The sequence below is a fragment of the Streptomyces sp. DG2A-72 genome (genome assembly GCF_030499575.1).
Taxonomy (GTDB): Bacteria; Actinomycetota; Actinomycetes; order Streptomycetales; family Streptomycetaceae; genus Streptomyces.
Genome location: NZ_JASTLC010000001.1, coordinates 4,764,135 through 4,777,940, shown reverse-complemented (window position 1 = coordinate 4,777,940; position 13,806 = coordinate 4,764,135). Strand labels below are relative to the sequence as shown.

Genomic DNA, 13,806 nt, shown 5'->3' with positions numbered 1-13,806 from the left:
CGACCCACCCCCGCCCAGCCCTCACGCCGGGCCACTCGCAACGCCGGCTAGGTCCGATACGGGTTGTACGCGGGATACGGATACTGCACGCCATTCCCATACGCCCCGTACACCGGCAAAGGCGGCGCAGCCACCCGCGCCGCATGGTCCAGCGCCGGCCCCGCAACCCCCCGCCGCTGCCACAGCTCATGCAGCAACTCCCGCTCCCGTACGACGAAGTCGGCCCCCGCCCGCCCCCGCCGCCCCCGGTGCCGCAGAAACGCCAGCGACGTCGCGTACGCCTCGTACTGCGCCACCGCCCGCCCCGCCGGCCTGCCGAAGTGACGACGGGCGTACTCCCGGGCCAGCCGCCGCGCCCGCATCGACCCGAGCACAAAGGGCGCGGCCGGCCCCAGCCAGCCCGCGGCGACATACGCGGGCAACTCGGCCCGTACGGTCCTCAGCTCCCGCTGCCGCGTCCAGATCACCAGCCAGGTCAGCAGCCCGAACGCGGGCACCATGAAGATGGCGTACACGGCGAAGAACCCGTACTCGCCGAGGCTCGACGAGCCGTTCCACATCGCGTGCATGCCCATCGCCAGCAGCAGCCCGGACAGCGGCACGAGCACGCGCCGGACATGCTGCCGGTCCGCCGAGAGCGCGGCGACACCGAAGCCGATGCCGGTGAGGACGGTGAAGAGCGGGTGGGCGAACGGCGACATGATGATGCGGACGAAGAACGTCGCCGCGGTCACGGAGGCGATGCCGCGGTCGCCGGTGAGCTGGTCGGTCCCGAAGGCCGTACCGAGGTAGAGGATGTTCTCGGTGAACGCGAAGCCGGTCGCGGTGACCCCCGCTATCACCACCCCGTCGACGATCCCGGTGAAGTCGCGTCGCCGGAAGAGGAAGACGAGCAGTACGGCCGCCGCCTTGGCCGACTCCTCCACGATCGGCGCTATCACGGTCGCCCCTATGGTGTCCGCGCTGGACGGATCCGCGGTGGCCGTCGCGATCCATCTGGTCGCGAAGCTGTTGGCGACGATCGCTATCAGCGCCGCCGCGCAGGCGCCCCAGGCGAAGGCGAAGAGGAGATTGCGCCAGGGGCCGGGTTCGACCCGGTCGAGCCAGCGGAAGGCGGCTATCAGCAGCGGCACGGGGAACACGGACAGCCCGAGACCGACCAGGAACCCCTCCGTGCCGGTCTGTTCGCGGACCAGGGCGAGGATGACGAGCCCGGAGAGTGTGAGGAGCGTGATCAGGGCGCCGTAGCGCACCCATCGCTTCTGCCACCAGTGCGCGTGCCGCCGTGTGCCACCGGCGGGGTCGCCGGTGTGCGGCGGGAAAGGGGGACTGGTGGCCACGGCTTTGACCCTAACGAGGGAAGGTTACTGGAGACCTTCGTGCAGTACGCGACGGAAGAGCAGGTCGTTCACGACATGTCCCTTGTCCAGCCCCTGGCCCTCGAAACGGGTGAGCGGCCGGAAGTCGGGACGGGGCGCGAAACCGCCGTCGGGCTGCGTGTTCTCGAAGTCCGGGTGCGCGCTCAGCACCTCGAGCATCTGTTCGGCATACGGTTCCCAGTCGGTCGCACAGTGCACGGTCGCCCCCGGCTTCAGCCGGGTCGCGGCGAGGCTGAGGAACTCCGGCTGGATCAGCCGCCGCTTGTGGTGCCGCTTCTTGGGCCAGGGGTCGGGGAAGAAGACGCGCAGCCCGTCGAGGGAGTCGGGGGCGAGCATCTCGCGGAGCAGGATGATCGCGTCGCCGTTGCCCACGCGGATGTTGGACAGGCCGTGGTGGTCGGCCAGGTTGAGCAGATTGCCCTGGCCGGGGGTGTGCACGTCGACGGCGAGGATGTTGGTCCCGGGGTCCGCCGCCGCCATCTGAGCGGTCGCCTCCCCCATCCCGAACCCGATCTCCAGCACGACAGGATTCGCGTTCCCGAACAGCTCGGTCAGATCGACGACCAGCTGCCCGTCGATATCCAGCCCCCACTGGGGCCACAGCCGCTGCAACGCATCCGCCTGCCCCGCCGTCACCCTGCTCCGCCGCGGCTGAAAACTCCGAATCCGCCGCTCGAAATGCGACCCCGCGGGGTCGGCCTTCGGCCCGTCGGGGAACCGCGGCTCCCCCTTGGCGCGGCGGTGCCGGATGGACATGCCGGCTGCGTGATCGGCTTCGGGGGCGTGGTGAGTCTCAGACACAGTGGGGTCGATTTTACTGGGCTGCTGTGCTGGGCTGCTCTATCGGGCTGCTTTATTGGGCTGCGCCTTGGCTGCGGGCAGTCGTGCCGCCTGGGGCGGCACGGGTGGGCGCAGGCGGCACCCCGTCAGCGCCGGGCTGCGCGACCCACCCCCCGGCAGCCACCGCCCGGCAGCCACCCCCCGGCAGCTACCCCGCGCACGGCTACACCCCGCCCAGCACAGCCAACGCCCTCCGCGCCACCTCCCGCCCGATCGGCAGCGAAGCCGTCGCCGCAGGCGAGGGCGCGTTCAGCACATGCACCGCCCGCTCCCCCTCCCTGATCATGAAGTCATCCACCAGCGTCCCGTCCCGCAACACCGCCTGCGCTCGCACCCCCGCCGCAGCCGGCACCAGATCGTCCCGCGTCACCGCCGGCACCAGCCTCCGCACGGCCTGCGCGAACGCCTCCTTCGACACCGACCGCCGCAGCTCCCCGGCCCCGTACCGCCAGTGACGCCCAGCCATCCGCCACACCCCCGGCCAGGCCAGCACCCCACCGAGCTCCCGCACCCGCACAGTCCCCCATCCGTACCCCTCGCGGGCCAGCGCGGGCACCGCATTCGGCCCGATGTGCACACCCCCGTCGATCCCGCGCGTGAGATGCACCCCGAGGAACGGAAACGCCGGATCCGGGACCGGGTACACCAGCCCCCGCACCAGCTCGGGCCGCGCCAGCGAGAAGTACTCCCCCCGGAACGGCACGATCCGCATCCCGGGCTCGTCCCCGGTCAGCCGCGCCACCTCGTCGCAGTACAGCCCGGCGCAGTTCACCAGCACCCGCCCTCGTACGACCGCCCCGTCCCGTGTCCGTACGGCCACTCCGAGCGTCGGGCGCCGATCCACCTGGACGACCTCCGCGCCGTACCGGATCTCCGCCCCGGACGCCTCGGCCAGCAGCCGGGCGACGCCCACGAAGTCGCAGACGCCGGTCGTGCCGACGTGTATCGCGGCGACCGAGCGCACCTCCGGCTCGTACTCCGTGACCTGCGCGGGGCCCAGCTCGCGCACCGGAATGCCGTTCTCCCGGCCGCGCTGCACAAGGGCGTGCAGCCGCGGCAGCTCCTCGCGGTCGGTGGCGACGATGAGCTTGCCGGTGACGGCGTGCGCGATGCCGTACTCCGCGCAGAACTTCACCATCTCGGCGGCGCCCCGCACCGCGTACCGCGCCTTGAGCGAGCCCGGCTTGTAGTAGATCCCGCTGTGGATCACGCCGCTGTTGCGCCCCGTCTGGTGCCGGGCCGGGCCCCACTCCTTCTCCAGCACCGTCACCCGTGTCCCCGGCGCGGCCCGCGTGATCGCATACGCCGTCGACAGCCCGACGATCCCACCGCCGACCACGAGCACGTCACAGTCGTAACCGCTCCCGCGCCGCACTGCACCACCTCCCGCTATCGATAGTGCACTGCGCCACTGACAGTCACTTCAAACGCAGGGAAGCGGAGCGCCGGGCGGCACTTACGCCGGAGCCATCAGCAGCGGCCGAGCCCGTTCCCGAAGCTCCACCACCCGCGGCTCGTCCCCATACGGCTCCAGCCGATGCAGAAGATCCTTCACATACTCGGTGGTCCGAGCCGAGGAGATACGCCCCGCCACCTCCACCGCCCGCACGCCCTGCTCACACGCGGCATCGAGATTGCCCGACTCCAGCTCGGCGACCGCCGACACCACCAGCCGCAGCCCATGCGAGCGTACGAACTCCTCCGTCGGCTTCGACAGCGCCTGCTCGGTGAAGCGGCGTACCTGTCGGGGCGCCTTCAGATCGCGGTAGCACTCCGCCGCGTCCGCGGCGAAACGGTCGTACGAGTAGAAGCCGAGCCAGGATGGATCGTTGTCCCCCTCCCGGGACCGCTCCAGCCACCCCTCGGCGGCTTTCAGGGCCGCTCCGGCGGCCTGTGCGTCACTCGCGCGTGCGTGCGCGCGTGCCTCCACCAGGCGGAAGAAGCTCATGGTGCGGGCCGTGGCGAGGCCGCGGTTGCGTTCCAGCGCGGCCTGCGCGAGATCGACGCCCTCGTCGCCGAAGCCGCGGTACGTCGCCTGGAGCGACATGGACGCCAACACGTACCCCCCGAGGGGTACGTCTGCTGCCGCGCGGGCGAGCCGCAGGGCCTGGATGTAGTACCGCTGCGCGGCCTCCTGCTGGCCCGTGTCGAAGGCCATCCACCCGGCGAGGCGGGTGAGTTCGGCGCTGGCCCCGAACAGCGCCCTGCCGACCTCGTCCGAGTACGAGCCGAGCAGCAGCGGTGCCGCCTCCACCCGTAAGCACTCCGGCACCATGGACGAACGCCAGTCGCCGCCCCCGTACTTGGAGTCCCAGCGCCTGGCGTCCTCCGCGGCCTCCCGCAGCTTCTGCACATCGCTGTGGCCGACTTTGAGCGGTGACCCGGAGCCCTCGGACGGGCTCGCGTCGCGTGCCACCGAGCTGTCGGCCGGGGTTATCAGCCACCGTGAGGCGGGCGTTGCGTATGCGCTTACTGCGAACGACCCGGCCAGCGACTGCCAGATGCCGCCGGAGCCGGCCCGGCGCCCGGCGAGGTCGAGACGGTACAGCTCGGTCGCCGACTTCACGGCCTGTCCGACGTCTCTGGGGAAGGCGAGGCCCACCTCTGGTGCGGGATCCGCGTCCGCCAGGCCTATCTCGTGGAGTGGCACCGGGCGGCCGAGCTTCTGGCCGATGGCGGCGGCGATGAGGTGCGGTGCCGCGCCCTGCGGCACCATGCCCTTCGACACCCAGCGCGCCACCGACGTCTTGTCGTAGCGAAGAGTCAACCCGCGTTGAGCGCCAAGATCGTTGACGCGTCGCGCGAGTCCTGCGTTGCTGATTCCCGCGAGGGCGAGAACGGCGCCGAGTTTTTCGTTCGGCCCGCGTTGCTCCCTGGACATGCGCCACCCCTCGACACAGACGGCTGCCGCGCTGGCATAACCACGCGGCATTCGTAAACCCAGCGTAGTTCGCCGCATCCCAAGCGTTAAGGGGCATTCTTCCGGATGGCGGGATTGTGGTCCGTACTGAAGTGCGGTTCAGGTACGGACTGTTGTGACGTGCTCCCGCTGTGTGGCCGTGCGCCCGCCCGTGCGCTCTTCTCCGGCCATCGGGGGAGCGGTTCCATGAACGATGCGTGGGTCGGCCCGCTGTACTGGATCCAGCGGGCTGGGGGACACCGCCGCCTACATCCCCGCGGGCGGCGGACCGGTCCGGGAGGCGAACTCCGCCTCCCGGACTGTGCGCCCGCCCGGCGATGGGCAGGGCATGTACGGAGCGTGTGCACGCGTGTCCCCGCGTCGGCGATTTGGCCGAAAACCGACCCCTCACTCTGTGGGCGATTACCCCTCCCACCATGGGAGTTGAGGGCGCATCCGGTGTTTTTGGGGAGCGTATCGGGGGCGCATTCGCGTCGCAGATGCCTTCTCCCGTGCGGGTGTTCGGGCGATTCCGGGTATCTCCTCAGAGGCGCGTTTCCCGAGCGCAAGCGGTACCGCCGCCCTGCTGGGGCGCGTCCTTCATGGCAGCATGGTGCACCGGTTCGTACGGTGCACTGGTTGTCCACAGCCTGTGGAGGCGTCGATGCGGTGGTTGGTGGGATGGAGCAGCACCGCCGCGGGTGCCGTCGAGCCCGGCTCGGCCGGCGCGACCGGTCACGAGGGCGAGACGTTGCACCCGGTGGGCTCCCAACTCCTGTGGGGCGACCCCGATCCGCTGTGGGCGGTCGGCGACTGGCGCCCGGACGAGGTGCGGGTGGTGCAGGCCGACCCGCAGACGCGGATCGCGGTGCTGGGCACCTGCGGGGCGACGGACGAGGAGCTGCGGGTCGGGCTGTTCGCCGCGCGCGGAGGGGCACTTCGGCATCTGACGGCCTGGCCGGGCAGCTACACGGCCGTCGTCCAGGTCGGGCGGCGGATCATGGTCTGCGGTGATCTGGCAGGTGCCAGGCCCGTGTTCCACACGCCTTGGGCGGGCGGTACGGCGTATGCCACGGCCGCGCTGCCACTGGCCGATCTCATCGAGGCCAACCTTGATTTCGGGCATCTGGCGGCGCTGTTGGCGGCCCCGGATGTGCCGGCCGCGCTGCATGACTCCACCCCTTATGACGGCGTACGGCGTATTCCGCCGGGGCATGCGCTGATCCTGCGCGCCGGGGCGCGGGAGATCGCCGGGTACGAGCAGGTCGCCTCCCTCGCCGTCGCCGCGCCCTCGGCCGACCCGGACCGCGCGGTCGACGCGGTGCGCGACGCGCTCATCGAGGCCGTACGCGCGCGTCTGTCCGCGCCCCGGCATGTGCCCGGCGCCGACATAGACCCCGGCCCGGTGCCGGGGATGGGGCCCGCCGAACGGCGTGCCGCGCGCGGGATGCCGGTTCCGGGGATCGGGGCGGACCTGTCCGGAGGGCCGGCGTCGGGGACGCTGGCGCTGCTGGCGGCCGGGCTGCCGGGGATGCCGGGGACCGTGCTCGGGCATGGCACGGGGGCGGGAGAGCGGCTGCTGGCCGTGACCTTCAACGACCTGGCGGTGGGCGGCCGGGAGGCCGAGCTGGAGCGGGCGGGGGCGCTGGCGGCGAATCCCCGGCTGCACCATGTGGTGGTGGCCGGGGGCGAGGAGACGCTGCCGTATGCCGATCTGGACGGGCCGTTGACGGATGAGCCGGGTCCTTGTCTGGTGACGGCGGCCCGGCATCGCGCGCGGCTCGCCTCCGGCAGCGCGGACCACTTCACCGGGTACGGCGCCCGGCAGGTCCTGGACGCGCATCCGGCGCGGCTCGCCGATCTGCTGATGGACCGCAAGCGGCGGTATCTGGTGCGGCCGGTCGCTGCGCTGGCGAAGGCGGACGGGGGGTCCGTGCTGGTCCCCGCGCGCGTGTACGGCGCCGCCCGGCGGCTGGCCCGTACGCCGTACCGGACGGGGCTGGAGAGCCTCGCCGAGCGGCTGCTGCGTCGGCGCTTCGACGAACCCGGAGGTGCGGTGGGGGCGTCCCTCGCCGCGCTCACCTGGGGCAGACCGGGGCCTGCCGCTCGGTGGCTGACCGGAGAGGCGCTCGCTGAAGTATCGCTTCTCCTGCAGGGAGCGACGAATCGCTCGGGCGTTGGGCCGGGGCAGCGTCCCGGTGACTACCGCGCGCGTGCCGCGCTCGCCCGTCAGGCCACGGACCTTCGGGTCCTGGAGCAGGCCGCGGAGGTCCGCTTCCAGCGGCTGCACGCGCCGTTCCTCGACAACCAGGTCGTCCGCGCCTGCCGCGCCCTTCCCGAGGCCCTGCGGGTACGGCCCGGTGCACGGGCCGCGATTCTCCGTACGGTGCTGGAGGGCGCGGGCGTCACCGATCTTCCGCCGGGCTGGGGTGCCCCCTCGCATGCCTCCTCGGCGGCCGCCGCTCGTATGGGGCTGCGGGTCTCCGCGGAGACCCTGATGTCCCTCTTCGGTACGCCCCTCCTCGCCGAGGCCGGGCTTGTCGAGGCCCGCGTCGTCCGCAAGGCCATCCGTGCGGCGGCCGAGGGTGAGCCGTTGCCCTTGGACGGTCTCGCCGACCTGGTCTCCCTGGAGCTGTGGCTCCGCCGTCTGCTCGCCCGAAGGGGAACCTGCTGGACCGGAACACCGGCACGCACGCGTGCGGTACCGGCTGGGATCGCGCCTCAGGGGCGGGCGTTGGGGGCTGGGGCTGCGGCTCGGCGGGCGTGAGTGGGTGGGGGCTTCGGTGGCGATGCCTCCCGGCGGGGGTGCGGGTGTGTGGGGGTGCGCGTAGCGCCTTCGGGTTGTGGTGGGTCGGGGCCGCGGTGGGGGTGTCCGTCCTCGGAACGTCGCGGCTCGGTCTGCTGGTGGGGTGCCCGTGTTGACGCGACAACCGCTGCGGGCGGACACCCCCACCGCGTCCCCTTCCCGCCGTGGGCGACCGCGGGTGCGTGGTGGCATGCGCCGCAGGACGCCGGGCCATCCGGGCGCGTGGCGACCGCGGGCGGCCGTCCCACCCAAGCTGCGGGCTGCTGTCCCGCCGAAGCTGCGGGCATGCGTGCCGCCTGGGGCGGCACGGGTGGGCGCAGGCGGCACCCCGTCAGCGCCGGGCTGCGCGACCCACCCCGCCCCAGCCACCGCGCCGGGTGCGACGCATCCCGAAACCTCGGCGTCAGCACCGGCTCCGGTGACGCGACAACCCCGGGCGCCACAAAGCCCGTGCCTCTCACAGCCGTCCCGGTGACAATGGCTCGGTGCGGTACGGAATTCTGGGCGTTGCGCTGGCGGAAGACGATGACGGGAAGCCCGTATCCATCGGCGGCCCCCGCCTCCGCGCCCTGCTGACCGCCCTCGCCCTACGCCCCGGCCGCATCATCACCCCCGACACTCTGATCGACGACGTATGGGCGGCCGACCCACCACAGGACGCCCCGGCCGCCCTCCAGGCCCTCGTCGGCCGTCTCCGTCGCACCGTCGGCAAGGACGCCGTCACCTCCCACCCCGGCGGCTACCGCCTCACGGCAACGCAGGACGACGTAGACCTGTACGTCTTCGAGCGGCTCGTACGACAGGGCACGGCCGCACTCGACCGTGACGATTCGGGCTCCGCCGCCGGTGATCTTGATGACGCCCTCGCCCTGTGGCGCGGCCCCGCCCTCGCCGACCTCCCGGACCGGACCGCCGCGGCCCGCCCGGAGGCCCTGCGCATGGAGGCGACCCGTGCCCATGCCGAGGCACGGCTGCGGCTCGGGCAGGCCCAGGACGCCGTACCGGAGCTGACGGAACTGACCGCGGCGCACCCGTACGACGAACCGCTGCACGCCCTCCTCATCCGCGCCCTGCGCGACACGGGCCGGTCCGCGGACGCCCTCGCCGCGTACGAGACGGCACGCCGCGCACTCGCCGACGGCCTCGGCACCGATCCCGGCCCGGAACTCCGCGCCCTGCACCAGGCGTTGCTCGATCAGCCGACGGTCCCGGCCCCGGCGCCCCGCAAGGGCAACCTCCGTCCACGCCTTACCTCTTTCGTGGGCCGGGAACCCGAACTCGACGCCATCCGTTCCGAATTGCACAGGGCCCGACTCGTCACCCTCACCGGACCGGGCGGCTCTGGGAAGACCCGCCTCGCCGAGGAAGCCGCCGCCGGGCTCCCGCAGGCGTGGCTGGTCGAGCTGGCCCCGCTCGACCAACCGGAGGCGGTGCCAGGCGCGGTGGTCAGCGCGCTCGGTCTGCGCGAGACCGTGCTGATGACCACCGAGATGGCGACCCCGCAGGACGACCCGGTCGCCCTGCTCGTAGAGCACTGCGCCCCGCGCAGTCAGCTCCTGATCCTTGACAACTGCGAACATGTCATCGGCGCCGCCGCCGACCTCGCCGAAACGCTGCTGACCCGCTGCCCGGGGCTCACGATCCTCGCCACCAGCCGTGAACCCCTGGGCGTACCCGGCGAGTCGGTGCGCCCGGTCGAACCTCTCGTCCCCGACCAGGCGCACCGCCTCTTCGCGGAGCGCGCCGCCGCCGTCCGTCCCGATGCGGCCTCCGTGCTCCAGGACACGGAGGCGGTGGCGGAGATCTGCCGTCGTCTCGACGGGCTGCCGCTCGCCATCGAGCTGGCCGCCGCCCGGCTGCGGCTGCTCACGCCCCGGCAGATCGCCGACCGTCTCGACGACCGCTTCCGCCTCCTCACCTCCGGAAGCCGCACCGTCCTGCCCCGCCAGCAGACCCTGCGCGCGGTCGTCGACTGGTCCTGGGAGCTGCTCGACGAGCGGGAGCGGACGGTGCTGCGTGAGGTGTCCGTGTTCGCGGGCGGCTGGGACCTCTCGGCGGCGGAGGCCGTGTGCACCGGTCCCGTCTCGGATCTCCTCGGCGCCCTCGTCGACAAGTCCCTGATCGTGGCGGCCCCTTGCGAGCGGGACGGCGGCGACGGCATGCGGTATCGCCTGCTGGAGACGATCCACGAATACGCCGTCGAGCGCGCCGCCGAGTTCCCCGGGGCGCGCCTGGCCGCCGAGCGCCGGCACCGTGCGTGGGCGCGCGCCCTCGTCGAGCAGGCCGAGCCCCTGCTCCGTTCCGCCGGTCAACTCCCTTGGATCTCCCGCCTGGAGACCGAGCTGGACAACATCCGCGCGGCCCTCCACCGCGGCCTCGTGGCGGGGGAGGAGGCAGAGGCCGGTGCCATCGCCCTCGCCCTGGGCTGGTTCTGGTTCCTGCGCAACTATCGCCGCGAGGGCGCGGAGTGGATCGAGCGCGTGCTGCGCATGGGCGCGGCTCTGGATTCGGGCTTGGGCCTGGATGTGGATGTGGTGGGCGGGGGCGGTCCGGTTGGTCGCTCGAGCAACGGGGAGCCCACGGGCCGCATCCGCGAGGGGCGCGTCGCTTTGCCCCTCGGCGCTCCTGACCCGGTCGAGGCCTTCCTCGCCGCCCCTGACGGACAGTCCCGGCATCCGCTGCGTGCCCTGCGGATGGATCTCAGGATGATGTATCTCTTCCTGATGACCGAGGCCGAGCCGAAGCGTGCGGTGGAGGATCTGCGGTACCGGGAGTACATCGCGCGCGTGCGGGCCTTCTATGAGCAGGGCGGTCCGGAGGCTGCCCGGATGCCGGGCCTGGCCTGGCCCCTGACCGCTTTCTACCTGCGGAACTCGGTGGACGCCCGGGCCGCCATGGACCGGGCGGTCGCCAACTGCCGTATGTACGGCGGCGACTGGGAGCTCGCCGTGCTGCTGATGTTCCGTGCGCACATGGTCGTCGACGCACCCGGCCGGCTTGAGGGTGTGGACGAGGACCTGGCGGAAGTGCGGTTGCTCAGCAGGCGCGTCGGTGACCGCTGGATCAGGGCCCAGGTGTGCAGCGCGAGCGGCGAGGCGGCCATGGCGCGCAGCCGTTTCGAGGATGCCGAGAAGGAGTACGCCGAGGGCTTGCGGCTGGCCTACGAGGTGGGTGCCTACGCCGAGTCGCCGTTCCTCCTGGCCCGGCTCGCCGAGATCGCCTACCGCTCGGGCGATCGCGCCGCCGCCCTGATCTCGCTGGACGAGGCGAGCGCCGCCGCCGACCGGTACGGAGTGGCGGACGCCCGTGCGTTCGTCCTGATGCTGCGGGCCCACCTGGCCCTGGAGGCGCACGATCTCGCACGCGCGCGTGAGTTGTGCGAGGCGACCCGCGTGGAGACGGAGCACGGCACTCCGCCGCCCCAGTTCACTGTGGCGCTGAACGCGCTCGATGCACTGATCACGGCCGCCGAGTCCGGCCCGCGGCACGGACTGCCGATCCTCGCGGACACACTGCGCCAGGCTGTGGGGTGGCGGTGCGCCGAATGGGTCACGGCAGAGCTTGCCGAAAACGCGGCGCATCTCGTGTCCGCGCTCGGCGACCACGCCCGCGCCGTCCGCCTGCTCGCCGCCTCCGAGGACTGGCGCGAGGGCCACCCCCGTCCCCTGCCGGGGCGCACGGTGGCCGAGCGGACCGAGGCCGTCGCCCGCACCGCCCTGGGCGCCGACCGGTACGCGGCCGAGCGCACCAAGGGAACCGCCCTGACCCCCGTTGATGTGCAGGACGAGCTCGCCGAGGCGGTGCTCAGTCACCCGGCCGCGCAGGCGCCGTAAGCCCTACGCGCAGACGAACTTCGACTCCGCCCAGTCCGCGAGCATGAGGTTGTCGAAGTGGCTGTGCGGCTCGACCACCAGCCGTACGGTCTTGCGTCCGGTGAGGTCGACATGGAGCGGGACCGCCTGGTCTCCGCCCTTGATCAGGCCGGACTTCCACAGCTGGACCCCGTCGGCCTGGACGGAGAAGTAGACCTTGCCGAGCCCCAGCGTCAGGTCGTCGACGCCGACCTGTGCGTCGTAGGACGTGCATTCACGGTTGAGGTCGATGGTCACGGAGGACCTGCCGTGCACGGTCACGCCGTGTGCGTACCGCTTGTCGGCGATCGAGATGCCGTACCGCTGCCACACCCAACTGCTCTCACCGAGCCGCATCTCCGGCTCGGTGCCGTCGCCGCTGACGTCGTACGCCAGGTCGCTCCACTGGTAGTCGGCCGGGGGCGGTGGGGGTGTCGGGGTGGGAGTGGGCGTGGGCTTGGGTGTCGGGCTCGGGGTGGGCGTCGATGTCGGGGTCGGGGTCGGCGTAGGCGTAGGTGTGGGCGTGGGAGCCGGCGTCGGGGGCGGATCGAACGCGATCATCGGAGGATTCGGCGCGGGTTCCCGCTTCGGGGGCGCCGGTGTCTCCGCCCCGGGCTGTAGCGCCGGCGAGGACACTGGCGGCTTGGCCACCGGCTTCTTGGCCGGCTCGTCGTCGCCGATCAGTGCCAGCGCCACCGCGGCGGCGGCCACCGCGACCACACCGGCCGCGATACCCGCCTTGACCGGCGCACCCAGCCCCTCGGAGGCAGCCGCACCGCCACCGCCCCCTGCCCCGCCGGACGAACCGCCGCTCGCCGCCGAGGCCGCACCGGCGACTCCCGCCGCGCCCGCTCCGGTGCCCCCGGCGATGAGCGCGGCCACCTTGGCGTAGCCGGCGGCGCCGAACCAACCGATGACCGCGATCGGTACGACGGCGGGGATGCCACCGGCGACTTCCTTGATCTGGCCCGCGGCCACCCGGCACTTGGCGCACTCCTCCAGGTGCTTGCGCAGGCCCCGTTCGGCCCGGGTGCGCAGGCCGCCGCGGGCGAAGGCGCCGAGCCGGTCGGCGTAGCGGGCGCACTCCTCGTCGGTGGCGAGGGTGGCGCTGACGTGGGCCTGGAGGTAGGCCTGCTTGAGGCCCTCGCGGGCGCGGCTGGCGAGCACGCGCGTGCCGTTGGCGTCCAGCCCGAAGAGGGTGGCGACCTCGCTCGGCGACTCGTCCTCCACCTCGGTGTGCCACAGCACGGCCTGCCACCGCTCCGGCAGCGACCGGAAGGCCTGCATGGCCATGGACTGCTCGGCCTCGTGCATCGCGCGCACGTCGGCGCCCAGTTCCAGCCCCGCTCCGAAGGAGCCAATGGATGCAGTGTCGTCGGACACCTCGGACGCCCGCGCGGCTTGCGTGGCGAACACCGCGAAATCGTCGACCAGTTGCTCCCGCTTCGCCGACTTCGTCCAGTTCGCGGCGACCCGGCGGACCGAGGTGAGCAGATACGCGCGTACGGCGTGCTCGGGCCCGGAGCCGCCCCGCACCGCCTGCAGCATGCGGGCGAAGACCTCGGCGGTGAGGTCGTCCGCGGTGTGGGCGTCCCGGCAGCAGGTGCGCGCGTACCGGCGCACCGCGTCCGCATGGCGCCGGTACAGCTCCTCGTACGCCGTGTCGTCGCCCGAGCGCATCCGCTCGATCAGGTCGGCGTCGGAGGGCGGCAACTCGATCGGCGGCGGCAGGACGCTGTCCTCGCGCCACTCGTCCTCACGCCAGTCGCGCTGCGCCGGAACACTGCCTTCCGGGGGGTCCCCGACCGGCGGTACACCCGCCCGCCCGCCCTGGCTCGGCACCTGCGGCGACGTCAGCCCACTGGGCTCCGCCTCGCCGTCACCGAGTGACTCGTCCCGCCCGTCAACGCTCATCGCGGAAAGCCCCCGCCGCCTGCCCAACCAGTCCCGAACACGGGCCAGGGTGCCATATTGGCTTTTGGTCAGGACCCGGCAGTACGGCCCATCCACTCGTCCGTGGCGACTTGCCGC

Annotated in this window: 7 protein-coding genes; 2 read left to right on the top strand and 5 right to left on the bottom strand. The window is 72.6% G+C overall.

The genetic code is table 11. The features are described from left to right. Positions 1–47: 47 nt before the first annotated feature. The 4 genes from QQY66_RS22585 to QQY66_RS22570 form a co-directional block, all read right to left on the bottom strand. Positions 48–1,340 (bottom strand): PrsW family intramembrane metalloprotease, encoded by a 1,293-nt coding sequence (locus QQY66_RS22585; protein ID WP_301982159.1) that lies wholly within the window; start codon positions 1,338–1,340, stop codon positions 48–50. Between the two features lie 24 nt (positions 1,341–1,364). Continuing rightward, positions 1,365–2,135 carry a tRNA (guanosine(46)-N7)-methyltransferase TrmB gene (gene trmB, locus QQY66_RS22580; protein WP_301982158.1) on the bottom strand — a complete coding sequence of 257 codons (771 nt, stop codon included), beginning with the start codon at positions 2,133–2,135 and terminating at the stop codon, positions 1,365–1,367. Positions 2,136–2,382: 247 nt separating this feature from the next. Then, complete coding sequence (gene lhgO, locus QQY66_RS22575; protein WP_301982157.1) at positions 2,383–3,594, bottom strand: L-2-hydroxyglutarate oxidase; 1,212 nt, start codon at positions 3,592–3,594, stop codon at positions 2,383–2,385. Between the two features lie 81 nt (positions 3,595–3,675). Continuing rightward, entirely contained in the window at positions 3,676–5,100 is a 1,425-nt protein-coding gene (locus tag QQY66_RS22570; RefSeq protein WP_301982156.1) for an MFS transporter, read from the bottom strand. Positions 5,101–5,782: 682 nt separating this feature from the next. On the opposite strand from QQY66_RS22570, the gene QQY66_RS22565 reads away from it, so the two are divergent. Continuing rightward, positions 5,783–7,885, top strand: a complete 2,103-nt coding sequence (locus tag QQY66_RS22565; protein ID WP_301982155.1) for an asparagine synthase-related protein — start codon at positions 5,783–5,785, stop codon at positions 7,883–7,885. A 524-nt stretch (positions 7,886–8,409) separates the two neighbouring features. Next, positions 8,410–11,757, top strand: a complete 3,348-nt coding sequence (locus QQY66_RS22560; RefSeq protein ID WP_301982154.1) for a BTAD domain-containing putative transcriptional regulator — start codon at positions 8,410–8,412, stop codon at positions 11,755–11,757. Between the two features lie 3 nt (positions 11,758–11,760). On the opposite strand, the gene QQY66_RS22555 is transcribed toward QQY66_RS22560, so the two are convergent. Then, positions 11,761–13,689, bottom strand: a complete 1,929-nt coding sequence (locus QQY66_RS22555) for a sigma-70 family RNA polymerase sigma factor (RefSeq protein WP_301982153.1) — start codon at positions 13,687–13,689, stop codon at positions 11,761–11,763. Positions 13,690–13,806: the final 117 nt, after the last annotated feature.